This is a genomic window from Ensifer sp. ENS06 (genome assembly GCF_014852205.1).
Classification (GTDB): Bacteria; Pseudomonadota; Alphaproteobacteria; order Rhizobiales; family Rhizobiaceae; genus Ensifer; species Ensifer adhaerens.
Genome location: NZ_JACVBC010000013.1, coordinates 1 through 25,248, shown reverse-complemented (window position 1 = coordinate 25,248; position 25,248 = coordinate 1). Strand labels below are relative to the sequence as shown.

The following is a 25,248-nucleotide window of genomic DNA, read 5'->3' as shown; positions in this document are numbered from 1 at the left end:
CATGGACCAGTTGCTCTCCACGGCCTCTTCCTCCGCGCCGCCGGCGACTTTCATCGAGTTGCGGGAATCTTGCCGTCTGGGCCGACGTCATCTGAAGGGTGGGCGCCTGGAAGTGGCCAAGTTCGTGCTTGCCCATCCGTACGACGTCGCCTTTGCGAGCGCACGGGAAGTGGCCGTGCGCAGCGGTGTCTCGACGACGACAGTCATGCGGCTCGTCAGCGACCTCGGCTTTGAGACCTATGCATCCTTTCAGCAACTCTTTCGAGCGGAGTTGCTGCGCGGCCGGCAATAAGCATTGGGGAGGGGGCCATGAGCACTGCGATCGTCAGCATCAACCTCTTCGGCGCGGTGGCGCTCCTCCTGTTCGGCCTTGGTCAGGTTCGCGACGGCATGCAACGCGCTTTTGGTGCCCGTCTGAAAGTCGGACTGGCGGCCGGGACGCGTGACGGTCTTCGTTCGTTTTTCAGTGGCCTCGTCGCAACCATCGCCCTCCAGAGCTCCACCGCCACCGCTCTCATGGTCGCGTCCTTCGTCGAGCGTGATCTCATCGTGCCGCGCATGGCGCAGATCGTGCTGCTCGGCGCCAACGTCGGCACGGCGATGACGGCCTGGATCGTGGCTTTGGGGCTCGGCTGGCTCTCACCGCTCTTGCTGCTTTGCGGTTTCGTTGTCGGGCGCGGCAGCTCGAGCACGCGCAAGGGATCAGGCGCAGCGCTCGTCGGCATCGGGCTGATGTTGCTGTCGCTGCATCTGATTGGCGGTGCGACCGAACCGCTGCGGACCTCTGCCGCCCTTTCGGCTTTCTTCGGGATGCTCGACAATGCCTGGCCGGTGGCGCTCGTCATCTCGGCAGGACTCGCAGCGCTCGCGTCATCGAGCCTGGCAGTCGTTGTGCTGATCCTGTCTCTTGCAACATCCGCCAGCCTTTCGACCGGCCCGCTCATCGCCCTCGTTCTGGGAGCCAATCTCGGCGGTGCTGTGCCCCCGGTTCTAGCCACATTCAAGGCTGCGGCGAGCGCCAGGCGGGTTGCCCTTGGCAACCTGATCGTGCGTGCCGTCGGCTGCCTGGCCGCTCTGGCGCTCGCCGGGTACATCGCCCCGCATATCGACTGGCCGCCTGTCTCACGCGGCAATCTGCCGGTTGATGTGCATCTCGCCTTCAATCTCGCACTGGCGCTTCTGGCGGCCCCCCTCGCTCGGCCTCTATCCCGCCTGACCATGCGCCTGTTGCCGGACGAGCCAAAGGCGACGGACGGCCCGCTTTTCCTGGAACAGAACGATCTCGGCACGCCGGTCGCAGCGCTTGCCGGCGCAAGTCGGGAAGTGCTCGGCGTCGGCGACCTGGTCGAGCGCATGCTGGTCGAAGCAAACGACGCCCTGCAGCAGACGGACCCTTCCAGGCTTGCTGCGATCAGCACGCTTGAAGGGCGCGTGGATCGCGTGCAACACGAGATCAAGGTTTACGTCTCGCGCGTCGGCCAGTCCGAAATCGCCGAGGAACAGCGCCGCCACGCCATGGATATCGTCGACTATGCCATCAACCTCGAGCATATCGGCGACATCATCGAGAAGGGGCTCCTTGCCGAACTTGCAAAGAAGATCGCCCGCGGCCTGGCTTTCTCCTCCGATGGCCACGAGGAACTGTCGCGTCTCTTCGCCATCACGATCGACAATCTGCGCATGGCCCAGGCCGTGTTTGCCACGCGTGACAACGCGATGGCGCGGCGCCTGGTAGAAGCCAAGGAAGATGTCCGCAGGCTGGAGCGGCAGTCGGCTGAGCGGCATCTGCAGCGCCTGCGCGATGGCCGCGCCGAAAGCATCGAAACCAGCTCGCTCCATCTCGACATGCTGCGCGATCTCAAACGCATCAACGCACACATCGCAACCGTCGCGCACCCCATCCTAGATCAGAGCGGGTTGTTGATCGACAGCCGTATCCGGCCGGCGGCCACTTGAGCATTCCGGTCTAGCGTCGGGCGGTCTTGCGCTCGACCATCGTGACGGGAACGACCTGAAGTCGCGTTTCCATCTCGTCGGCTTCCAGCGCTTCGAGAACATGCTCCGTCAGAGCGGAGAAGGACTGCGCAACGGTGGTGAGTTCGTAACTCTTCCACCCTGCCTGCGGAATATCGTCGAAGCCGACGACGGAAAGATCGGCCGGCACGCGGCGGTGCATTTCGGTGCGGGCAGCGTCGAGAAAGCCGAGAGCCAAGAGATCGGTAACGCAAAACGCGCCGTCGATCGCCTCGTCGACGAGCACTTCGCAGCCAGCCTGGTAACCGCTTTCATAACTCGTGGTACCGCCCGACCAGGCGACCACCTCGACCCCGGCGGTCGCCATTTTCTTTTTGAACGCAGTGGTGCGGCGCACCTGAGCAGGGGTTTGGCTGCCACTCGAGATCACCGCAACCTTCTTGCAGCGCGCCTCGATCAGGCGCAGTGCTGCAAGGTCCGCACCGCGGGAATCGTCGCTCAGCACCATGCTGGTATCGGTGCGATCGATTTTCTGGTTGATCAGGATCAGGCGCACGCCGTTGGCAATGCACTGGTCGACGATCGATTCCGGCGGCTCTCCGGAAAGAACGATGATCGCTTGCGCCCGGAACTCGAACAGTAGCTCGATCAGCGGCGCGATATCCTTTCGCGCATCCGCGGCATTGAGCAACAGGCATTGGAGACCGCGACGCAACAGGCCGATGCTCAAGAGATCGAGCTGTTTTGCATGGAAGGGTGCGCTGAGATTGGCACCGACGACCCCGATGAGATTGGAGCGGTCGTTGTTCAGTCCCTGCGCCAGCCGGTTGACCCGGTAACCGAGCTCCCGGGCGGCTTTGAGAACCTTGCGCCGCACAGCCTGGGATACACTGGCTCCGGGCGTAAAGGTTCGCGAGACCGCCGAGCGTGAGACGCCCGCGCGTTTTGCAACCTCTTCGGCCGTCACAAAGCCCCTCGCCATGCCTTTCTCCTGCAGAATCAGATGCTTTTCATCAGGGCCACAAAAGCAGGCCCATTCCAACGAAAAAGTTCGAGCCTACCCGCTCGGTGAACCAGCCGCTGATGCCGCTGAACGGTCGCCATCGCTCCGTCTATGGCGGCTGTTTCTCCCCGCTGAAGTCATTCGCCCAACCTCAATGATCACGTGTTCCAAAAGTAATACATCATTGTCACAAAAGAGTCATCAAAAACAATGGCTTATATCATTGCGCACGTGTGCATTTTTTTGTTGACAACGGCGCCTCGCCATTGGATCATACGTTCCATAGACAGAGCTGGATTGGAATTTTTGTTCTGTCTATGTTCGTGGTGATGGCGGCGCGGTTGAGGAGCTTGCGCCGACATCTGGCAAGCGCTTGCGCCTGCCCTGCGAACGGGGAGGATTGAGTAACCGACAGCCGCGCCTTTTGCGTCATTGAGCGGCTTCTTGCGTAGGTCAGCGCCACGCCCTGGCGGCTGATTTCTATTCCCCGTTGGCACTTTGAAAGTTCCGCCAGGCATCGATCGCCGGCGCAGGCAGCGCATGTTGAGTTCCAAGGGGAAGAGCATGGCCTTATTGAGTGAGACAGCCAAAGCGGCAACATTGCCCGGCAGCGCAATGGCGCCGACGGCATGGCAGCGCTGGCGCTATCGGATGAAGGTCGCGTCGCGGGAGCCGACGACGCTGATCGGCGTCCTGACGGCACTTCTCTTTACCTATCTCATCGTCGTGCCGATCATCTCGATCGTGCTCGATTCCGTGCGCGTCCAATTCGGCCACGAGCGGCGGCTCGGCAAGGACTTTGGTGAGCTTACGCTCTACTACCTTGATCGAGCCTTCCTGTCGCCGGTCTCGGTCGATCTTTTCTGGCGGCCGCTCTTCAACACGCTATCGGTCGCGCTCGGAGCGATCAGCCTGTCTTTGTTGATCGGTACGGTGCTCGCCTGGTTGATCAGCCGGACAGACATGTTCGGACGGCGCTGGTTCGCAACAGCGCTGATCGTGCCCTACATGCTGCCGGCCTGGACCTTTGCGCTTGCCTGGACAACGCTCTTCAAGAACCGCACGGTCGGCGGCCAGCCGGGCTGGTTCGAGGCCATGGGGCTAACGCCGCCCGACTGGGTCGCCTATGGGCGCTTCCCGATCATCGTGATCCTGGCGCTACATTATACGCCTTTCGTCATCCTGCTGTTTGGCTCTGCCCTTCGTCGCTTCGATTCCCAGCTCGAAGATTCCGCCCGTATCCTTGGAGCCAAGCGCTACCAGGTGGCGATGCAGATCATCCTGCCGCTGATGCGTCCCGCACTTCTGTCCTCGATGGTGCTGATTTTCGCCAAGTGCCTCGGCGAGTTTGGCGTGCCCTATGTGCTCGGCCTGCCGGTCAAGTTCGAAGTGCTTTCCACCTCGCTCTTTCGCAGCATCGCGTCGCGCCAGACCGGCGTTGCCGGTGTCGTCGCGGCCTCGATCATGCTGATCGGCATCGTCACCCTGATGATCGATGCGCGTCTTGTTCGTGAAGCCCGGCGCTTCGTTACTGTTGGCTCGAAGGGTTCGATGAACCGCCAGAGCCGGCTCGGCAAGTACCGCCTGCCGGCGACCGGTTTTGCCGCACTTATCTTTCTCTTGAGCGTCGGACTGCCGCTTCTGACCCTGTTCCTCTCCACCATCATGAAGCTGCCGGCGCAGTTCACGCTCGACAATTTCACGCTCGACTACTGGATCGGCCGTGATCTCCACACGGTGGCACTGCAGACCGGGGTCCTCTTAAGCCCCGATCTATGGGCGGCTGCAAAAAACACGCTTGTCATCGTCGGCCTTGCGTCCTTGACCTCGGGCATTCTCGGACTTCTTGTTGGCTATGTGGTCATCCGCACGCCGGTGAAGGTCCTGTCGGTCTATCTGCGGCAGGTCACCTTCTTGCCCTATCTGGTGCCGGGTATCGCCTTTGCCGCCGCCTATCTGTCGCTCTTCGCCGTGCCACGCGGACCGATGCCGGCCCTCTATGGTACCGTCACCATCCTGGTCCTGGCGCTGATCGCCGACCAGATGCCTTACGCCTCGCGCGCCGGTATCTCGGCCATGACCCAGCTTGGCAAGGATCCGGAAGAGGCAGCCCAGATTTCCGGCGCCGGCTGGTTCCGGCGGATGATGTTGATCGTCATTCCAATCCAGAAGGGCTCGCTGGTAACAGGCGTGCTGCTGCCCTTCATCTCGGGCATCAAGGGCCTGAGCCTCTTCGTCATCCTCGCCGTGCCGAGCACCGATGTTCTGACCACCTATTCGCTCCGGCTCGTCGACTACCACTACACGCAAGCCGCCAATGCCGTCGTGCTGATCATCGCGGCGATCGCCTATCTCGGAACCCTGGCAGCCCAGAAGCTGACCAAGACCAATCTCGCAGAAGGACTCGGAAGCTGATGCCCACCATCAATCTCAGCGGCGCCCAGAAGAACTACGGCGTCAATTCCGCCAATGCCGTCTCGAACCTCGATCTCGAAATCCGCGACGGCGAGTTCATGTGCCTTCTTGGACCCTCTGGCTGCGGCAAGACCACGACGCTGCGCATGATCGCCGGCCTCGAAAACCTCTCGGACGGCGAGATCCGCATCGGAGAGCGGGTGGTCGACTCGGTCAGGGCAGGCGTGTTCATCCCGCCGGAAAAGCGTGAGATGGGGTTGGTGTTCCAGAGTTACGCGCTCTGGCCGCACCTGACAATCGAACGCAACACCGACTTCGGTCTGAGGCTGCGCAAACTGCCGAAGGAAGAGCGTGAAATGCGCGTCGAGAAAGTGATGCAGGCGCTCGACATCGCCAAGTACCGCGACCGCTACCCGTCGCAGCTCTCGGGCGGCCAGCAGCAGCGCGTGGCGCTCGCCCGCATGCTGGCGGTCAATCCGGGCGTTCTGTTGCTCGACGAGCCGCTGTCGAACCTCGACGCCCGGCTCCGGCTCGAGATGCGCGCCGAGCTCAAACGCATCCACAAGGAGTTCAAGACGACCATCGTCTTCGTCACTCACGACCAGTGGGAGGCAATGACGCTGGCAACGACGATCGCCGTCATGAACGAGGGCACGCTGCAGCAGATGGGCACGCCCAACGATATCTATGATCGCCCGGCCAATCGCTTCGTCGCGGAATTCGTCGGTAGCCCGCCGATCAACATCCTGAACTTCGGATCGGCCGCCGCCTCTGAGCTGTCGCGCGCAGCCGAGGCCTATCTTGGCACGCGCCACCGGTCGTCGCGCGGCATTGGCTCGATCGGCATCCGACCGGAAGCGATCGGCTATTCGGTCAAAACCAACGATGTGCCGGCCGGCAGCTTCTCCGGCGAAATGACGGTGACAGGCGTCCTGCCGACCGGCGGCAGCTGGATCCTGGAGCTCAGGAACGGCAGCGACACGCTGTTCTTGACGACCAATGCCCTGCCGCGCGTCGAGACCGGAACGAGGGTTTCGTTCTTTGCGCCGCCTGAGGCGCTGCACGTTTTTAACAAGGACGGCCAGCGGATCGCCGAAGCGGACGCGCTGCTGCGCAAGTCCACGCTGAACTAAGGCGCTTCAGTGCCGAACGACAAATCGAAACATAATCTGAGGGAGGAACAGACGATGCAATTTCTAAGGACTGAAAGGACGCACCGTGCAATCAGGCGCGCGCTGCTGGCAACGACCATCGTCGCCTTCGCCGGACCGGCGCTGGCACAAGAGCCGTTCGACCTGAACGCGCTGATCGAGGCCGCGCGCAAGGAACCTCCGATTACGGTTTATGACAGCACCGGCAAAATCGTCGAAATGGCCAAGGCCTTTGCCCAGAAATATGGCGTCGGCGCCGAGGGCTCCAAGGTCAAGGCGACGGCCCAGCTTGAGATGATCATTCGCGAGGCCCGTGCCAACAACATCCAGGGCGATGTCTCGATCATCAGCGACGCACCGGCCGCGATGGCGCAACTCATCCCGCAGGGCTTTGCCGAAAGCTGGCTGCCGCCGGATCTCGCAGCCAACATCCCCACTGAGTATCAGGACCCGCTGACCGTCGTTACCAGCGCCAATGTCTGGGCCTACAACACCGAGCTCTTCGACAAGTGCCCGGTCAGCAACATCTGGCAGCTGACGGGACCTGAGTGGAAAGGCAAGGTCGCCATGCAGGATCCGCTCGGCAAGCCATCCTATGTCGACTGGTTCAACCAGATGGCCAAGCACGGCGACGACAAAGTGGCGGCCGCCTATAAAGAGCTTTACGGGAAGGATCTCGAAACCGACGACGGCAGTGCGACGGCCGCCTGGGTCAAGGCGCTCGCTGCCAACGCTCCCTTGCTGACGGACGCCGATGCGGCCGCTGCTGATGCCGTCGGCGCGCCGGGTCAGTCGCAACCCTTCATGGGGCTGATGAGCTCGGCAAAGTTCCGCGACAATGCCGAAAAGGGCATGAAGCTCGGCCTTTGCAAGGACCTGAAACCCTGGCTCGGCTGGATGTATCCGGGCGTCGGGCTGATCACCAAGGGCACCAACAGCCCGAACGCCTCAAAGCTCTTCATCCACTACGTGATGACCGCCGAAGGCATCGCGCCGCAGGCAGAAGACGGAAAAATGTCGACCAACAAGGACGTTTCACTGCCCGCAGACGAGCCGTCGGGCATCGGCGCCGTTCTTGATCAGGTCATGCCCTACGAGATGGCAACGAGCCTCGACGACTGGGACGCGCGCGAGACCTGGCAGGACCTGTGGCGGCTCAGCTACCAGAAGTAATCGCCTGAACATGTGAAACGGTCTCCTTGGGAGGGGAAACCATGAGCAAAGGTAAGAACAGGGTTATGATCATGGGGGCGGCATTTGCCGCCCTTGCGGCCGCATTGGCCGTCGAGGCAAACGCCGAGGAGGCGTTTGATCTCAATGCGCTGGTGGAGGCGGCGAAGAAAGAAAAGCCGATCAATGTCTATGACAGCACCGGCAAGATCGTCGAGATGGCCGAGGCCTTCACCGCCAAATACGGGGTGAAGGCGACCGGCGTCAAAGTCTCGGCCAACAGCCAGCTGGAGATGATCATCCGCGAAGCCCAGGCCGGCAACGTCCAGGGCGATGTCGCCCTGATCACCGACGCGCCGGCAGCGCTCGCCCAGCTTCTGCCGCAGGGCTTCGTCGAAAGCTATCTGCCCGGCGACATGAAGGAGAGGATACCGGCGGCCTTCCAGAACCCGCTGGCGATTTCGACCAATGCCAATGTCTGGGCCTATAACACCGAGGCCTATGACAAATGCCCGGTCGGCAATATCTGGGAGCTGACTGAGGCAAAATGGAAAGGCAAGATCGCGCTGGTCGATCCCCTGACCAAGAGCACCTATACCGACTGGTTCAACCAGTTGGAAAAGCATGCCGACAACGCCGTGAAGGAGGCCTACAAGGTCCACTTCGGCAAGGATCTCGAAACCGTTGAAAAAAGTGCAGCGGCCGCCTGGATCAAGGCCCTGGCACAAAACGGCCCGCTGGTAACGGACGGCGACGATCCGGTTGCCGAAGCCGTCGGCGCCGCCGGCCAGAAGGAGCCCTTTTTCGGGCTCCTGAGCTCCGCCAAGTTCCGTGATAACGAAGGCAAAGGCTACAAACTCGGGCTCTGCACGGAGCTGACCCCCTGGGTCGGCTGGACCTACACCAAGCTCGGCCTGATCGCCTCGAAATCCGCGAGCCCGAATGCCGCGAAGCTCTTCATCCACTACGTGCTGACGGAAGAGGGCATCGCGCCCCAGATGAAGGACGGCAAGCTGCCGACCAATGTCGACATCAAGATGCCTGAGGACGAACCGTCGGGGATCATGGAGGTAGCGGACCGCCTCTTTCCCTATGACGCGGCCACTGGGCTTGACGATTTCGACCGGCGCGAGGAGTGGCAGGATTTCTGGCGCATGAACTACAGCAAGTAAAATCCCGGCCGGCGCGGCCTCACGAGGACAGGTCGCGCCGGCCGTTCCAGTATGAACAGGAAGAGAGCATGACCGACGCCAATCTCGCCACGAGCCGTAACCAATCCGATAGAGACGCCATGCGCGACTACTCGCGGCGACTGATGACGATCGCCGAAGGTGCGGCCCGCTCGGCCGCCGGCCCCTTGCTCGCTGCGTTTCGCTCGGAAATGGTCGTCGACTACAAGCGCGATCTCCACGACGTCGTGACGGTCTACGACAGGCAAGCCGAGGCATCCATCCGCGACTACATCTTCGCGCACGAGCCGAATTCGGCGATGCTTGGCGAAGAGGGCGGGCAGGTCGGTGAGGGCGACATCCAATGGTATGTCGATCCGATCGACGGGACCGCGAACTTCGCACGAGGACTTGCCTTCTGGTGCATATCGATTGCGGCGGTTGAAGGCGGATCGGTTGTGGCCGGGGTCGTCTATGACCCGGTGGCCGATCTCCTGTTTTCGAGCGACGTCGAGCGTGCCTATCTCAATGGAAAGGTCATTGCCTCCAAAGCCATCGGTGACGAAAGCCGGGCAACGCTGATCACCGGCTACCCGGTCTCGCGCGACTTTCGCCTGGATGGCCGCAGCGAGGCACTTGCCCGCCTCGGTGATCTGGTCGAAACCTTCTCGACCGTGCGTCGCCCTGGAAGTGCTGCTTTGAGCATCGCCCATGTGGCGGCGGGTTTTGTCGATGCGGCCGCGGGTTTTGGCGTCAACGCCTGGGATGTGGCCGCAGCGACCCTGATCCTGAAGAACGCAGGCGGCCGTTATGCGCCGTTGTCGCTTGGCAAAGTGCCGGAAGGATCCTTCGACTACCTTTGCCCGGGGTATCTCGCCTATGGTCGGGGTGGCGACTATCCAACCCTGAACCGTGTCGCCGCCGCAATCTCTGCCGGGCGCAGCGCGAAGGCGCCGTCGCCATGAAAGCCCATGAGGAAACCATTCTCGACAATCTTAGCGATGCCTCAACCACGGAAAAGACCAGCAGCGAATTGCCAAGGCTCAGTCTCGTCTATCCGAAGCATCCGACCTATGGCGTCGACATCTTCATTTCCGGCAAGGAAGGTGCGAGCGACCTCGAACTCCTGCGCAAGAGCGGGATCACGACGGTCGTCAATTGCGCGGTCAATCTGGACTTCAATTTCGTCGACCAGCCGAAGCTCGTCTCGGATCACCGCAACAGCATCCATGGACCGGGCGAAATCCGCTACTACAAGATCGGGCTTATCGACGGGGATGGGAACCCGGACACGCAAATGCTGGCCGCGCACTACATCCTGCGAGCGGCCCTGGAGCAGGTCCTACCCGAAAAGCCGTCCTATCCCAGGCGCGAACGTGGCGGTGTGCTCGTCAACTGCCGCGGTGGCCGATCGCGCTCAGTCGTCGTCGTGTCGCTGTTCCTGCATTTGACGCTGCCTGATCAATTCGAAACATTGGAGCGCGCCATCGACTTCGTCCGCGAGAAGCGCGAGATCCCAAAGGACGAGTGGTACAAGGCGCCCAAACCGGTTCTGGCGGCCTCGGCCGAGCGAGCCGCGGGATGGGCACGTGCGATTGAGAGCGGGAAGGCCTGACCCGAGAACGCAGTTCAGAGACCGTCTGCAGTATGGGCCACGGAAACCTGCTCTCAGTACCGCCAGGGATGCCGACGTCTCGAGGTCAGCCAGCCGTCGACGCATTCTCGGCCGCCCCTCCGGTCGCGACAGCTGGTTCTTTCGTGCATGCCAACGCGTTCGAACGCCCAAGCGGAATCGAAATCGCTTTATTAGGCGGAGCACCTTGACGCGCGCGGCCGGCGCCACCCTTGACGCCGGCAGATCGTGATTGAGTAGAATGAAAGGCCCTATTGTTTGGGCAATATGCCCTTGTTTACGAGCCATGTTTCGAAGGTGCCGGGGCACCCTTCGCTGGTCCATCGTCCCCGATAGGAAAAGCCGGGTGCTGCGCGCGCCGTCCCGACGAAGCCGTCATATGCGCTTCTATCGGCCCCGCCTATTTTGAATGCCTTACCGGGATGTTTCCTCTTTGCCTTTGTGAATTTCATCGTCCGCCCCTTACGCAGTACAACCATGAAGTCGAAAGCGTCGCACAGCGCACGGTGCAGTCAAGGATTAGGCAATGAGCAAAAGGGGTTAGTCGCCGCACTGCCTCAGCAGTCCAGCAACCTCTGAGTGAAGAAGACCCAGAATCCGCCTCTCGGGCACGCCAAAATCGCTTCCAACCGGCGAGCGTGGCAGCTGGCCGGTTGTGCCGAAGTGACGCGCGTTTAGCGCAAAATATCTTCAAATAACCTCGTTTCGCGCCTGTGTCAGAGCTCTGAAGAGCGTCTGAGAGAGTGCATACCGTTAACTCGGCCCGAAATTAAAGGATTGGCAAGGCTCCCTGCACGAAGAGGCGACTACTCTCCATCTGGTTGCAAAGAAACTGCCATGAACATACTGACCCTGCCACTGATCAGGCATTGCGCCTCGGCCCTGCTGAAATGCCGGTCCGGGAACTTCGGCCTCTTGGCAGCGCTTGTCGCGATCCCCCTCATTGCCGCTCTTGGCGTTGCGATCGATTTCGCAGCCGCGGTCAACCGAAAGGCCGCTATGCAAAGCGCGGCCGATGCTGCGGCACTGGCGGGAGCTGCAGCAGGTGTCGGTTCGGAGCAGAAGATCGCCGTGGGTTTTCTCGGCGCCCATCTTGGCAGCAGCGACACGCAAGATCTGAAAGAGCCCCCGAGCTGGAACCATCAGGTCACGGTCGAGCGGGATACGGTAGCGGTGGCTGTCAATGAGGACTACGAAACCGCCATCATGCATATGTTCGGCTTCCGGACGGTTCCGATCTCAGTCATCGCGAAAGCCGCCCGAGGGGCTGGCAGCTCGGCCTGCATCCTGATCCTTGATCCGGGCAGGGCCGATGCGCTGAAGATCATCAATTCGAACTCGGTCACCAGCGAATGCGGCTTCCAGGTGAACTCGTCCCATTCGCAACGTGCGTTCTACGCCGAAAACCAGGGGAAGTTCGCAGCACCGCTGATCGCCGTCACCGGCCAGTCGAAGCTTTCCGGCCGCCTGATTTCGCCGCCGCCGGTCGACGGATCTCCTGTCGTGCCCGACCCCATGGCCGGCATGCCCGAACCGGTGTCGCCGAACGACGCCTGTACCTCCCAAAGCCTGAAGACGATCAACAGCCAGGGCAAGTCGTCGCTCGAGCCCGGGATCTATTGCGGCGGGCTGACCGTGAATGCCACGGACGAGTTAACGCTGAAGCCCGGAATCTACGCGTTCCGCCGCGGCGCGTTGACCTTGAACACATCGGCCAAGGTCATAGGCAAGGACGTGCTTTTCTATTTCGAGGACGCGCAATCGCCGCTGTTTTTGAACGGTGCGGCAATCCTGCAGGTATCGGCGCCAACCAGCGGCGCGCATGCCGGCATCCTGATGTTCCAGGGCCGGCAGGCGAAGGACAGCAGCGTCCAGTTCCGCATCAACACGTCTGCTGGAAGCTTCTACAATGGGGCGATCTATTTGCCCTATGCGGTGGTCGACTGGAACGTCAGCGGAAGCCTCAATTCGGAATCGAAGTTTACCGCACTGATTACCAGGGTTTTGAACCTCTACGTGTCCGGAACGGCCTTCTTCAAGAAGCCGGGGGAAGAGGGCAAAGATTTCGTGCCCAACGGCTTCGGCAGGGGAGGCGGCGTGCGGCTGGTGGAATAGCGTCGAAACCAGCCCGTCGTAATTGCGTGCCCCGGTGGCTTCGCTCGTGCGCTCGATTTTTCGGCATTGCCAATCATCGCGAAGATGGAAATGCTCAGCGGCGAAGCAACAAAAGGCATTGCGCTTGGTGCGGGGCCGCAGATGGATGGATATGGCTGAACGACGATACGGCGAAGCGCCGCCCAAGACCGACAGCACGATTGCAAGCGCCGACTGGTACGGTCGCCAGATCGAGCGCGAGCGATACGAAAACACGCTGTTCGTCGATCTCGACCTGACCGAGGCGCAGACCGTCGGCGTGGTCTTTCACGAATGCACCTTCCGGCGAGCCCGGTTCAATGCATCGTCACACCAGGCGAGCGCCTTCGTCAACTGCACGTTCGTCTCCTGTAAGTTCTTCGATAGCCGCTTCAAGGAGTGCAAGTTCGTCGGAAGCATGTTCGACGCTTGCGAGTTCGACCAGATGCAAGTGACGGGCGGCGACTGGTCCTTTACCGGATTGCCAGGCGCGGCTCTCGGCCGCGCATCCTTCAAGGAAACGCGAATGCGGGAAGCGGATCTGACCGGCGCCTCCTGCAAAGGCGGCTCGCTCAGGGACGTCGATCTTTCCGGTGCCTGGCTGCATGGGGCAGATTTTACCACCTGCGACCTCAGGGGCAGCGACCTCACCGCCTTCGATCCGGAGAACCTTCGCCTCAAGGACGCGATCATCACGATCGACCAGTCGATCATCATCGCCGAGGCTCTGGGTCTCGACGTCAGGCGAAAGTGACGCTGCCGGCGACGTATAGGACCCAACGGGTGCCTGCCGCGGACATGTCTTCGACGGCGCTATGGATCGCCTCAAAGGCATCGCTCCTGAACTTGCGCTTGGTCGCCATTGCAAATCTCCTAGAGGGCACCGGTCCTGATTTCCGCGTCAAGCTCGGCCTGCGCCGATAGAGTTCGGCGAACTTCCGGAAGGCCGCGAGGTCACTTGCCGGAAGATGGGGGAGGCGGGCTGGAGGTAAGGCCGGATTGCCCGAGAGCACCAAGAGATACCACCACACAGAGCTTTTACCCGATAGCATGCTGCAATGCCGCGGTGTCGACACCAAACGAAACCCACGGAAAGATATTTCCGCTGGCTACAGCCATCCGGACCTTTTGAACCGCCAGTAGAGAATAGAGCAGAGCGTCGCAATGACACCGAGGACGGCAAAGTAGCCGTAACGGGTTGCCAGTTCAGGCATGTGTTCGAAGTTCATCCCGTAGATTCCGGCAATGGCTGTCGGTACGGCAAGAATTGCGGCCCAGGCTGCAAGCTGCCGTGTGATGGTGCCCTGTCGTTGCTGCTCCAGGAGATTGGAGGCCTCGAACACGGACGTCATTATCTCGCGAAGGCCGCCTACCAGGCCTTCCACACGTCTGACATGGTCAAGAACGTCTTTGAAGAATGGCTTGGCATTGTCGTCGATACAGGGCAGCTCGAGATGAGTTAGCTTACCCGCCACCTCTCCCATCGGCCCGAGCACCCGCTGGAAGCGAATGACGTGACGGCGCATCCGAAAGATGCGCCTGATCTGCTCGGGCTGCAGGAAGGACACAAGTACGTGTTTCTCGAGCTCCAGAACTTTGTCCTCAAGCGTTTCGACCACCGGCAAATAGCCGTCGACAACGAAGTCGATGATGCCGTGCAGGACATAGTCCGGTCCGTGCTCAAGAAGCTGGGGCGACTGTTCCAGGTGTTGGCGCAGTTCCTTGTGGGAGCGGGCAGATCCGTGGCGAACAGAAATCAGGTGGTGCTTCCCCACGAAAATGCAGGTTTCGCCGTAGGTGATCTTGTCACCCTCAAGGTGGGCCGTCTTGACGATCACGAACAACTGGTCGCCGTAGATGTCCACCTTCGGCACCTGATTGCCGTTGAGGGCGTCTTCGACGGCAAGTGGGTGAAGAGCGAACATGGCCTGAAGGTCGGCCATTTCCTGCTTTGTCGGTTCAGTCAAACCGATCCAGGCGAAGTCGCCACCTGATGCTTCGAATGGTTTGGCGGCAAGCGGGATTTCTTCGGCGCGCTTGCCCGAACGATACATGTAGGAGGCGACGACTGGCATTTTTTGAAGTTCCGGGAGTTGATATCGCAGCGTGAAGCATTTGACCCAAGGTTAGATCGTGACTTGCTCGCCAATCTCGACCACGCGATTGGCTGGCAGCTTGAAATAGGACGATGGATCGATGCCGAGACCTGCAAGTGCAATGTAGAGCTTGTCTTGCCAGCCGGGCAGACCTGAGTTCGGGTCACCAATAAGGGTCCTGCGCCCGAGATAGAAAGAGGTCTGCATGATCTCGAACTTGAAACCTGCCTTCTTGCACAGTGACAGCGCCTTCGAGACGTTCGGTTCGTCCATGAAGCCGAAGCAAAGCTCGAGCCTTGTAAACCGGTCTGACAGTTCAGTCATTGAGACGCGGTCTTCCTGCGCGACATACGGATGCTCGGATGTGCGAACCGTCAAAATAACATTGCGTTCGTGCAGGACATGATTGTGTTTGATGTTGTGGAGGAGAACGGCGGGTGTCTTATCGCCGACGCTGGTTAGAAAGATTGCCGTCCCTCGAACGGTCTGGGGCGCATGCGTGGACTTCTCTATCGAGCGGATGAATGTTTCCAGCGGGATATCGTTGCGCGCGGTCTTTTCGCGCAGCATTGCGGATCCCCGCGTCCAAGTCCACATCACCACCATGATTGTCAGTGCCAATGCCACCGGCACCCAGCCGCCATCATGAATCTTGAACAGATTGGCAAGCAAGAAGACGCTCTCGATGACGAGCAATGGCGCTAGAAGCAGTGCAGCCAGAACGGTTGAGTATCCCCAGACGGAGCGGAGAAACTGGAACGCCATCACTGTTGTCACAACCATCGCGCCTGTGACCGAGATTCCATACGCGGTCGCGAGAGACTCTGAGTCCCCGAACGAGAAAATCAGCACGATGACCCCGACGAACAGCAGCGCATTTACGGCAGGGACATAGATCTGGCCGGTGTTGGTCTCGGACGTAAATTTGATCAGCAGCCGAGGAAGAAAGCCCAAATGGACCGCCTGGCGAGCGAGAGAAAACGCTCCCGTGATGACAGCTTGGCTAGCGATGATTGTCGCCATGGTCGCGAGAATGACCATCGGCAGCAGCGCCCAGTCTGGATAGAGAAGATAGAATGGGTTGTTGACCGCGTCTGGGTGGCTCAGCACGAGCGCGCCTTGGCCAAGGTAGTTCAGCGCCAATGCGGGGAATACAAGGATAAACCATGCCGTGCTGATCGGTTTCCTCCCGAAGTGGCCGAGATCTGCATAAAGGGCCTCGGCTCCCGTGACCGTCAGGAAGACGGCGCCAAGCACGATCAGACCTGCCCAGCCTGCATGCGTGATGAACCACAGGGCGTTGATCGGGTTCAGAGCCTGCAGGATGGTCCAGTCGTCGCCGATGTGGATGAGACCGCCCCACGCCATCGCGAGGAACCACACAACCGTGATTGGCCCGAAAAACCTTGCGACCGCTTCCGTACCCTTGGACTGCACGGCAAACAATGCAACCATAATGACCGCAGCAAGGGGAAGCACGTAGTCCGAAAAGGCTGGTGTGACGAGTTTCATGCCTTCGAGCGCCGACATGACCGAGAGGGCAGGGGTGATCATGGCATCCCCGATAAACAGGGCCGCCCCGATTAGGCCCGCGAAAAACAACACGGGCATGAAACTGCCGGTTTTCTTCATCAAGAGCGCGAGAAGCGACAATGTTCCACCTTCACCGTCATTGTCGGCGCGCAGGAGGAAAAGCACGTATTTGAACGTCACGATACACGTCAACGTCCAAACCATCAGGGAAATGAGACCGATGACTTCGTCAGGCTGCGCCCCGTCGCTCAAGAAGGGACGAAGGGCCTCCCGAAAAGCGTAGAGCGGACTTGTTCCGATATCGCCATAGACAACGCCGATGCATCCAAGCAGTAGAACGAGAAAGCTCTGCGTTCCCGATCGAGGTCCGACAGCTTCGCTGTGAGCATTGGGCATAAGGTCTCCTGAAACACCGTCGGCATTAGCGATGGCAGATATATGCTGCATTGCGAAAGTCCAGGCAATTCTCACAGGAACCGCTCGAGAATGTCGAGTGTGAATAATCGGCCGTTGGACAAACCTAACTCGCGAAAACATCAGGGAATGGTTTGCGTTCCCACCCGCATCGGCTGAGATCAGTGTTCCGCATTGCTGAGGCGAACCAATTGCGCTTTTCTCTCGAGAATACCGAACGATGACCGACGCAGTGAATGTCGATTGTGAAGTCTCTGGGCCCGCATCGCAGACCGAGTTAAGCGAGGTTGCCCTTGAGGCAGAGTTTCGCACGCAACCTAAAATTACACACTTATTAAGAGAGTAGGTGTAGGCAATCTCGTGTGAGTTTGGGCGCTTCACACGAGTTTCATCTGCCATGAGTTTAGTTGTCGCAGAGACAAGTGTCGCGCGAGTTGATGAACGCTGGTCGGCAACGGGGTATTGGCTGATCTGCATCTTTATCGTCGGCCTACTCATCGGGTTCGATTTGTCCGGTGAGCGTATTCACAACGCTGACATCGACGACAGTTTGCGGGGTCTGCAAATCAAGGCATTCCTTGAGGATGGCGGGTGGCTTAGGCCGGCAATACCGCGGATCCTGATGCCCGAGCCGTATATTTCGCCTTGGTCGCGAATAGTTGACCTTCCCTACATGCTCATAGCTTTCTCTCTTCAGTCCGCCTTGGGAGCGGAAGACGCGCTCGCGGTGGCCTTCCAGGTTTGGCCAGCCGTAATGGCAGTCTTTTTCACCATTGGGGTTGTTGGGGTTTTGAGCCGGATAGCGCCACGAAAAGGTGAGCTTTCGCCCGGAATGCTATGCGCCGTCCTCGTCCTTATGGCCTTCGCGATCTGGGAATTTAGTCCTGGCCGCATTGACCACCATAACTTGCAGATGGTGCTGTTGCTCACGTTGATATACGGGATTGCCAGGTTCGATCGCATAGGCGGGGCGGTCGTCGCGATTTCAGCGACGATCTCGCTCTTGGTAGGCCTGGAGACGTTGCCTGTTATCGCGCTGGTGTTGGGAGCCTTGGCACTAGCGTGGGCCGCGGGTTTGGACGGCACCCGAACGATGCTTGCCTCAACCGCCATCACATGCCTGGTTGCGGTACCCATCCTGACCTTTTTGGTAATCGGTCCTTCCGGGTTCTGGCGTGTGGAGAACGATGCTTTCTCCGCACCATTTGCATTCGCACTGCTTGGCTTTGGAGCGATCGCAACCGTGACCTTATGGCTGGTGCCGGAGGCTTCGAGCGCGGCGTTCAAGTTTGGACTTTTGGCTACCGCCGGTTCGATGCTATCGGCTGTGCTGTTGTTCGCCTATCCACAGCTTTTGGCCGGCCCATATGCAGCCATCGACGATCTGGCCCGGATATATTGGTTTGATCGCATCGACCAGGAAAAGAGTGCCCTGGAGTTTTTCCGAACAGGGGACTACGGCTCACTTGCTCTACTGGGTATTTTCAGCTGCGTCCTGGCTGTTAGCTTGCAGCGCGCGTTGAACGCCCCCCGAACGGCAAATCCGCAATTCGCTATCATCTATGCTGTCGCCGCAGCGCTCCTCCTGACCGCGTTGGTCTCCAACCGGTATTTGCGCTTCTCTGCTGCCGTCGTTCCGTTGTTGCTGCCTGCTGCGGCGTCGATAATTCGCGAAGACAGCCAGGTGGCGGTTAGGCGGTTGGCTGCGTTTGGCGGGATGGCTGTTGTGATGGCCACCTCATTCTACTTCGTCGTGCCTTTTGAGCGTAAGACTACGGATGCTTTTGACCACCTGCTCTGGAATGATTGCAAGGGGGCGGATTTCTCGCTGCTTGCCACCCTTCCACCTGGACAAGTGATGACGCCGCCGGCACTGGGGCTTGAGATCGCCCGTAGGTCGCAGGACAGCCTTACGGTGTCGAGCGTTCCCTTTCACCGGGCTGCGCCAGCGATCGGACGGGTTCTTCGGGCCTTTATGTCGAGTAGCAACAATGAGCGGAATGCTCTTTTAGCCGGGTTCGACTATCTGGCCGTTTGTCGGGCGCCGTTAGGGCTCGTGGGAAGCGAGAAGATGCCGTTGTTCGATGCCATCATGACAGGCAGTGCTGGGCCGGGCCTTCATCCCGTATCATCAGTCAAACAGTCTGACCTCATCGTCCTGCGGATTGAAAAGTAGCGTGCGCCTAGTTTCGCAGGCCACGTTCAGCCGGGCCACGACAGGATCCGAGGCCGGCAGAAATCACGTCGAAGCGGTGACGGTCACGCGGAAAGTTCACCATTCCGGATCGCTGCGGGGCTGGAATGGACGCCACTGCCGTTCCGTTCCGCTCACGGTTTGAATTGTAACGATACTTATTGTCACTTCCCACTTGCCGCCAATCAGTGCAGTGGTTCATCACGTAGTTTGTTTGGTTGCTCCGCGACCAGCTTTGAGAGAACCGGCAGTATGAAGAAACCAAACCCTCTGACGCACTTCCCGCGGACGAACATTTTCCGTCCAGGCGATGTTTTCGTTCTGTTTGGTGAGCTGTTCGATCGGGGTTATGCCACCCATCTGGTCGACCAGGCCAAGAAGGCCGGCATGGAAATTGTCGGGATCACGGTTGGCAGACGAGACGAAGCCAATGTTCTGCGGCCGCTGAACGAGGAGGAACTTGCGGCGGCTGAAGCCCGGCTCGGAGGCAAGATCATCAACGTGCCGATCATGGCAGGCTTCGATCTTGACGCGCCTGAAGGCGAGCCCACTCCGACCGACCTTCTCGCGAAGATGACGCTCGAGACGTGGCAAGACGAGAAACTCGACTGGTCGCACATCGAGAAATGCCGAGACGTCGGCGTCGAACGGTTCAAGAATGCCCTTTCTGAAGTCATGGGGATCCTTGATGGCATGATCGCTGATGGCAGGAATGTCTTCTTCGCGCACACCATGGCCGGTGGCATCCCGAAGGCCAAGGTGTTCATGGTCATCGCCAATCGCGTCTACAAGGGACGTGGCGCGCGCCACATGTCGTCGCAAACGCTGCTCGACAGCGATTTGGGCAAGCTCATTCTTCAGAATTTCGACGAGGTTTCGGCCAACACGTTCCGACACCTGATCGATCTGAGCACAGCCATCCGGGCGCGCATCGAAGCTTCCGGTGGCCAGGTTCGTTATTCGGCGTTTGGCTACCACGGTACGGGCATTCTCGTTGCTAACGAGTACCGCTGGCAGACCTATACCAATTACACGCAGGGCTACGCCAAGATGCGCCTGGAGCGCATCGCTGAGGAAGCCTGGAACAAGGGCATTAAGGCGACGGTCTACAATTGCCCTGAGATCCGCACCAATTCTTCCGACGTGTTCGCCGGCATCGAGCTGCCCCTCATTCCGCTTCTGCTCGCGCTGAAAAAAGAGGGCGGTGGCGAATGGGTCGCGCAGCAATGGCAGGCCTGCCAGGATTTGTTGGCAGATGGCTTCACCGTCGATGACGTCTTGCGGAAGATTTCCGATATGCAGACGAGCGAAGTGATGCGGCCGTTCTACGACTTTTCGTCCTGGCCAATGCCGAATAATCCGGGACAGTCCGACCTGACGATCGGTACGTCGAGCGAAATCACGGCGATGCACCGGGACGGCAAGGCGCTGATCTCCGATCTCTTGAGCCGGCTGGTGGTCGAAGCGGTTGGGCAGCTCATCTTTGGTGAGAGCTCGGCGCCATCGGGCCCTGTCCTGTGGCTCAACCACGACATCGTCGCGCGCACGCTGATCGAGACGAAAGGGTCAGCCCGCAACGCTCTCGAAGCGGCCTAAGCGCGACGACGCAGGCGGCTACTGCCTGTCTCCTTGAGTCGCCTCCGATTGCGCGTCTGATCAGACGCGCACGCGAGGTCGATGACCGTGACGTCAAGCAGTCTTGGCGGTACTGGTCGTTCGTTGAACCAGACGACGCGTGACGATTGCACCCGCTCGGCCGACCTCTTGGGGTGGCCCTCGGCGTCCTCGGCAAACAGCGTCTTGCGTGCCAGCCAATCCATTTGCGCGAGCGCTTCGGCGATCGTGGTGTCGGCTGCGATCGTTTCTCTCTTAAATCTTGTAGCTCAAGAAGTTTGCCGGCGTAGGGCGCGCCGAGAGAGAGGATGTGCGCCTTTGTTTCAGTATCGTGATCGTTCGGATACAGGGTTTGGTTGAAAGTCGTGTCATCGCCGGGTTGTCTGGGCGTTTGCCTGTGACTATGTGTGTGACAGCCAAGAAAGGATCAAACTCAATGCGTATTGCCACATTCTTGCTCGTACTCTCCGCGCTTGCCGGATGCTCCCAGACCGGCGGCGGTGCGACCAGTGTCAGACAGGATTACTATGGTGGCGACGGCGGTTTTTATGCGGGCGCGGTTGCACCGCGCTGAAGCCGCTCCGGCGGCGCTGTAACTGCACTGCCGGCAGCTGTGCGAACTCTGACAGGGGGTGGGCCCGCTCAGGCGATTTTGACAAGCATGAGGGGCCCATCGCCTGATCTTCGGCCGTAGTGGCGCCGAACGTCGCCAAGCCGCCACGAGAATGTTGGCTATGCGACCCTCGTCGAGAAAGCTCTCCTTCCATCAAGCCAACTCTCTGCCCTTCAGGTCCAAGCTCTGTCCGATTGTTCGGATTGCAAGGGCTTGCGCTTTGACAATGGCGCGGCCCGTAACGCCGTGATCTCCCATGGAGCAACGTGCCGACCAACCGCTTTCATTCCCGACAGCCGGATGACGTCATCGCCCATTGCTCCGGAAAGCGTCCGTCTCAAGGACGCGATCATCATCGCCGATGCGTTGGGCCTCGACGTCAGGCGAAAGTGAGCGTCGAAGATGCCACCGTCCCAACATCGAGCTAGACGCTGGCGTCGGGTGTCTGTTGACAACCGACCAAGCGTCCCTGCTATTCAACGGGGGAGGGCTATTGTCGCGAGGAAGCTATGGAGCTTGATCTGAAGGTTAGCGCTTTGCCGCTCGGATGCCGGCTTCGACGCTTCCGCAGGCTCAGGCAGATCAAGCAGGAAACGTTGGCGGCGGATCTTGGCGTATCGCAGGGTCTGCTATCGCGATGGGAAGCCGGCCAGCATGAGCCTTCAGCAAAGGCCCGGGCCCGGGTCGAGACGCTGCTCGAGCGGCATGAGAGCGTCGGGATAGACCTGACATTGCGTCGGCTCATCGAAACGGCGCCGTTTCCGGTTCACCTTGTTTGCGACGACACCCATGCGCTTTTGAGCGTCTCACCGGCCAGGCAAGCCCAGTGGCGGATCTCTGCCGCGTCCTTTTTCGGCGTCTCGCTATGGCGATACGCGACGGCGGAAATCATCGAGAGAGAACTTCAACTGCAAGAACTTGGCTGGTTTGAAGAGGTCTGGTCAGGAGCCGTCCAGTTCACGACCGGCGGCAGCGACGACCCCGATATGCCGATCCCCCCGAGCATCATCCGATGGGAACGAATAGGCATTTCCGACGGGCGCGTCGGCCGCCTGGTAACCAGTATCGATCCCATCTGAGACGCGAATATTTCATTCGTTGTCCGAGCTGTTCTGCCCCTGCTAGCCTGCCATGACCGCCAGTTGCCCCGAAACCGCCGTACCAAAAAATTCGGCGGGCAGGGCGTCTGCGCTCACATCCCATCGGTCACGATAGATCCGCCAAGAGCACTCCGGACAATGACAAATTCGCGTCGCGCCATCACGTTTTCACTTCTCATCATCTGTGCAACGCTATCGCTGGCAGGGACCGACCTCGTCTTGCCGGCCGTTCCGCAATTGCCTGAAATCTTCGGCACTGACCGGGCGACCGCGCAGCTGGTGCTTGCCGCCTATGTCGGCGGCGGCGGTCTCGGCCTGCTTCTTTATGGGCGCCTGGCGGACCACTTTTCGCGCAAGGCGCTGCTTTTCTCTTCGCTCGCCGGATTTGCAGCCGCCTCGCTCGCCTGTGCCTTCTCGCCAAATATCACGGCACTTATCGCGCTGAGGTTCGTTCAAGGCGTGGCGTCTGCGGCGGCTCCGGTCTTTGGCCCAGGGTTGATCCGGCAGCTGTTCAGCGACAAGGCGGCGGTGCGCGCCATCGGGTTTCTCGGCAGCGTGGAATCGCTGGTGCCGGCGCTTGCGCCGATCTTCGGCGTGCTGCTGCTTTCGCATTTCGGATGGCAATCGTCATTCGAGCTGCTGGGTGTTTTGACGATGCTCGCTGCGGTCCTCATACTCGTGCTTGGGCTGCCCCGTGAGGAAGAACCCTCCGACAACACGCTCGGTAGTTATGGGCAACTGCTCACGGATCGCGTCTTCATGCGATACGCGCTCAGCCAGGCCCTGACGCTCGGCGGACTGCTCACCTTCGTCTTCGGCGCGCCGACAGTCATCGTCGCGTCGATGGGCGGCTCTCTGAACGACTTCATCATCATGCAGGTCATCAACATTTCCGGGTTCATCATCGTCACCAATCTGACCGCCCGGATTGCCGAACGTTTTGGCGCTGAAAACGTCATCCTGACCGGCACCGTCATGGCTGCCTTGAGTGCCCTTGCGCTGTTCGCCTACGGTCTCATGGGCGGTACCAACACGCTGATGTTGCCTCTATTGTTTACGCCCATGGCGATTGGCTTGGGTCTTCGCGGCCCCATTGGCTTCTATCGCGGCATTCTTGCTTCGGGTGCCAATAATGCGCGCGGATCGGCGCTGATCGTCTTTTTCATCTTCATGATCACCACGCTTGGAACCGTCATCGCCGCGCCAATCATCGCAGCCGGGCTCGCGGCGCTCGCGTTCGTCGCCTGTGCTATTCACCTCCTGTCGGTGGCCCTCCTGCTCCTGCTTCCGGCAATGCCGGAGCCAACGCGCGATGCTGCCGGCGTACCCACGCTGTAGGTATCCGAACCAGATGAGGATCCCTTGAACGGCTAAATCGACGAATCTCCAAAGACGTGCCGGTATACGCCGTAGCGCATGCCACTGATATCCACGTGTCGCTCAAGCGCGCCTCCAAGTTTTCTCGCGACCGCTTGGGAAGCCAAATTGTCATCAGTGATCAGGCTTATTGCCGTCCTCCAGCCAAGTTTGCTGGCTGCGAAGTCGAGAACGGCATGCATCGCCTCGGTAGCATAGCCTCGCCCCTGGAACTGGGGGTAAATGCCCCATCCCAATTCAGGTTCAAGCTTGTCCAAAGGAAGCTGCGCTCCGCAGTAGCCCGCCATTTCACCTGTTTTACTATCCTCGACAACGAAAAAGCCAAAGTCGCGCAAGTGCCAATGACCGATGAACGACAACATCCTTCGCCAGGCATCCTCACGCTTGATCGGGCCCCCGACGAAGGCGGTGGTGACGGGGTCCCCCCAGAATCGAGCGAAGGCCTCAAAATTGTCCTCGCGCCATTGGCGCAATATCAGTCGTTCAGTTGTTATCGTTTGCACGATGTTCTTCTTTCAAAGGTAGCCATTCTTCCTTCCGCATCCGCCGGATACGATGCCGATCGCCGCGGCGACCGGCTCCGGATGAAAGCTGCAGTTCTGCCGGCATACTGGCGCGTTAAGAGAGTTCTGAGGTCGGGTTTGCAGCGACTTGGAAACATGACAGTCACGGCGCGACGCGCTACATTGTCGTTGCAGTCCACGCCACAGGTCACGGTATCGGGAGAATTATTATGCAAACGCATAAGGTCGGATACTTGATTGGTAGTCTCGCCAAAGACTCCATAAATCGCAAGCTCGCCCGTGCACTGGTGAGGTTGGCTCCTGCACACCTTGAAATGACAGAAATATCGTTCAGGGAACTCCCGCTCTATAGCCATGACTATGATGCCGATTTTCCGCCGGTCGCGAGAGCTTTAAAAGAAGAGTTGGCTGGGGTCGACGCCATTCTCTTTGTAACCCCGGAATACAACCGTTCAATCCCGGGTGGCCTAAAAAACGCCATTGACTGGGCGAGTCGCCCCTACGGAAAGAACTCCTTCACACGCAAGCCTTCGGCTGTCATCGGGACATCGCCGGGCTCGATCGGAACCGCGGTAGCGCAACAAGGACTGCGCAGTGTTCTTAGCTTTTGCAATTCACCGCAGATGAACGCCCCAGAAGCCTACATTCAATTCACTCCGGGGCTGATTTCCGACGACGGAGAAGTGACGGTGCAAACGACCGAGCAGTTTCTCCGTGGCTACATGGAAGAGTTTGCAGCCTTCATTGCGCGTGTGCTCTCTGTCCTGCCTCGCGACGCTTGAACAAGCGGCTGCCATTCGCGTCTCCTCAAGCCGCATGCAACGGCGTCGAACAACGCTCGAAGTGGCTCAGGCGTCCTCACGATGGGTTCTGCCATGGCCACATCGAGGCTGCGGTCGAAATCGATTCAATCAGCTATCGCGAGGAAGTGAATTTTGATCAATGCGTTGGATGGCATATTTGATACATCACATTCAGTTCCATAATTCAGATTATGCGATTTGAACTTGTAGCCGCAAAGTTAAAGTGTCCTGATCCTGCAAAGTTGGAATGTCACTCTCCCCGGGTTTTGATGACCTGGGAGATTGCGGATGGGATTGATTGCGATGAGCGAGCGTGACCTGCAGCGGATTGA

The 25,248-nt window shown here is 59.7% G+C and carries 20 protein-coding genes and 1 pseudogene; 16 read left to right on the top strand and 5 right to left on the bottom strand.

Annotated features, from left to right (window positions below; all coding sequences use genetic code 11):
- The first annotated feature begins 1 nt into the window (after position 1).
- Complete coding sequence (locus tag IB279_RS29600; RefSeq protein WP_049810991.1) at positions 2 to 292, top strand: MurR/RpiR family transcriptional regulator; 291 nt, start codon at positions 2 to 4, stop codon at positions 290 to 292.
- A gap of 17 nt (positions 293 to 309) precedes the next feature.
- Positions 310 to 1,956, top strand: a complete 1,647-nt coding sequence (locus IB279_RS29595; RefSeq protein WP_113188238.1) for a Na/Pi cotransporter family protein — start codon at positions 310 to 312, stop codon at positions 1,954 to 1,956.
- A 10-nt stretch (positions 1,957 to 1,966) separates the two neighbouring features.
- On the opposite strand, the gene IB279_RS29590 is transcribed toward IB279_RS29595, so the two are convergent.
- Positions 1,967 to 2,956: a LacI family DNA-binding transcriptional regulator gene (locus IB279_RS29590; protein WP_060517897.1), complete on the bottom strand. Its 990-nt coding sequence runs from the start codon at positions 2,954 to 2,956 to the stop codon at positions 1,967 to 1,969.
- A 585-nt stretch (positions 2,957 to 3,541) separates the two neighbouring features.
- Between IB279_RS29590 and IB279_RS29585 the strand changes: the two genes are divergently transcribed.
- The 8 genes from IB279_RS29585 to IB279_RS29550 all read left to right on the top strand — a co-directional run bounded on the left by IB279_RS29585 (position 3,542) and on the right by IB279_RS29550 (position 13,402).
- Positions 3,542 to 5,392 carry an iron ABC transporter permease gene (locus IB279_RS29585; RefSeq protein ID WP_029742781.1) on the top strand — a complete coding sequence of 617 codons (1,851 nt, stop codon included), beginning with the start codon at positions 3,542 to 3,544 and terminating at the stop codon, positions 5,390 to 5,392.
- Entirely contained in the window at positions 5,392 to 6,525 is a 1,134-nt protein-coding gene (locus IB279_RS29580; RefSeq protein ID WP_113188239.1) for an ABC transporter ATP-binding protein, read from the top strand. Before IB279_RS29585 ends, IB279_RS29580 begins: the two co-directional genes overlap by 1 nt.
- Positions 6,526 to 6,579: 54 nt before the next feature.
- Entirely contained in the window at positions 6,580 to 7,716 is a 1,137-nt protein-coding gene (locus IB279_RS29575) for an ABC transporter substrate-binding protein (protein WP_113188240.1), read from the top strand.
- Between the two features lie 65 nt (positions 7,717 to 7,781).
- Entirely contained in the window at positions 7,782 to 8,885 is a 1,104-nt protein-coding gene (locus IB279_RS29570) for an ABC transporter substrate-binding protein (protein WP_113188241.1), read from the top strand.
- Positions 8,886 to 9,004: 119 nt separating this feature from the next.
- Positions 9,005 to 9,847: an inositol monophosphatase family protein gene (locus tag IB279_RS29565; RefSeq protein ID WP_375292966.1), complete on the top strand. Its 843-nt coding sequence runs from the start codon at positions 9,005 to 9,007 to the stop codon at positions 9,845 to 9,847.
- Entirely contained in the window at positions 9,844 to 10,497 is a 654-nt protein-coding gene (locus tag IB279_RS29560) for a dual specificity protein phosphatase (RefSeq protein ID WP_113188243.1), read from the top strand. Before IB279_RS29565 ends, IB279_RS29560 begins: the two co-directional genes overlap by 4 nt.
- An 855-nt stretch (positions 10,498 to 11,352) precedes the next feature.
- Complete coding sequence (locus IB279_RS29555; RefSeq protein WP_113188244.1) at positions 11,353 to 12,630, top strand: pilus assembly protein TadG-related protein; 1,278 nt, start codon at positions 11,353 to 11,355, stop codon at positions 12,628 to 12,630.
- A gap of 151 nt (positions 12,631 to 12,781) precedes the next feature.
- A complete protein-coding gene (locus IB279_RS29550) occupies positions 12,782 to 13,402 on the top strand; it encodes a pentapeptide repeat-containing protein (RefSeq protein WP_192340396.1) in 621 nt (206 codons plus the stop codon).
- A 28-nt stretch (positions 13,403 to 13,430) separates the two neighbouring features.
- On the opposite strand, the pseudogene IB279_RS29545 reads toward IB279_RS29550, so the two are convergent.
- The 3 genes and pseudogenes from IB279_RS29545 to IB279_RS29535 form a co-directional block, all read right to left on the bottom strand.
- Positions 13,431 to 13,511: pseudogene (locus IB279_RS29545) on the bottom strand (transcriptional regulator); the annotation flags it as partial.
- Positions 13,512 to 13,757: 246 nt separating this feature from the next.
- Complete coding sequence (locus IB279_RS29540; RefSeq protein ID WP_060580704.1) at positions 13,758 to 14,723, bottom strand: magnesium and cobalt transport protein CorA; 966 nt, start codon at positions 14,721 to 14,723, stop codon at positions 13,758 to 13,760.
- Positions 14,724 to 14,774: 51 nt separating this feature from the next.
- Complete coding sequence (locus IB279_RS29535) at positions 14,775 to 16,673, bottom strand: potassium transporter Kup (protein ID WP_060643886.1); 1,899 nt, start codon at positions 16,671 to 16,673, stop codon at positions 14,775 to 14,777.
- 415 nt (positions 16,674 to 17,088) lie between these two features.
- Between IB279_RS29535 and IB279_RS29530 the strand changes: the two genes are divergently transcribed.
- From IB279_RS29530 to IB279_RS29510, 5 genes are all read left to right on the top strand, one after another.
- Positions 17,089 to 18,867 (top strand): hypothetical protein, encoded by a 1,779-nt coding sequence (locus tag IB279_RS29530; protein ID WP_113188245.1) that lies wholly within the window; start codon positions 17,089 to 17,091, stop codon positions 18,865 to 18,867.
- Positions 18,868 to 19,137: 270 nt separating this feature from the next.
- Positions 19,138 to 20,481 carry an enoyl-acyl carrier protein reductase FabMG gene (locus IB279_RS29525; protein WP_113188246.1) on the top strand — a complete coding sequence of 448 codons (1,344 nt, stop codon included), beginning with the start codon at positions 19,138 to 19,140 and terminating at the stop codon, positions 20,479 to 20,481.
- A 454-nt stretch (positions 20,482 to 20,935) separates the two neighbouring features.
- Positions 20,936 to 21,073, top strand: coding sequence for a hypothetical protein (locus tag IB279_RS29520; RefSeq protein WP_167550732.1), 138 nt, complete (start codon positions 20,936 to 20,938; stop codon positions 21,071 to 21,073).
- Between the two features lie 548 nt (positions 21,074 to 21,621).
- Positions 21,622 to 22,191 carry a helix-turn-helix transcriptional regulator gene (locus tag IB279_RS29515; protein ID WP_051659347.1) on the top strand — a complete coding sequence of 190 codons (570 nt, stop codon included), beginning with the start codon at positions 21,622 to 21,624 and terminating at the stop codon, positions 22,189 to 22,191.
- Positions 22,192 to 22,350: 159 nt separating this feature from the next.
- Entirely contained in the window at positions 22,351 to 23,550 is a 1,200-nt protein-coding gene (locus tag IB279_RS29510; RefSeq protein WP_113506499.1) for an MFS transporter, read from the top strand.
- Positions 23,551 to 23,582: 32 nt separating this feature from the next.
- On the opposite strand, the gene IB279_RS29505 is transcribed toward IB279_RS29510, so the two are convergent.
- Positions 23,583 to 24,092 (bottom strand): GNAT family N-acetyltransferase, encoded by a 510-nt coding sequence (locus tag IB279_RS29505; RefSeq protein WP_060580701.1) that lies wholly within the window; start codon positions 24,090 to 24,092, stop codon positions 23,583 to 23,585.
- A 230-nt stretch (positions 24,093 to 24,322) separates the two neighbouring features.
- Here IB279_RS29505 and IB279_RS29500 point away from each other — a divergent pair, with 230 nt between their 5' ends.
- Positions 24,323 to 24,895: an NADPH-dependent FMN reductase gene (locus IB279_RS29500; RefSeq protein WP_113188249.1), complete on the top strand. Its 573-nt coding sequence runs from the start codon at positions 24,323 to 24,325 to the stop codon at positions 24,893 to 24,895.
- Positions 24,896 to 25,248: the final 353 nt, after the last annotated feature.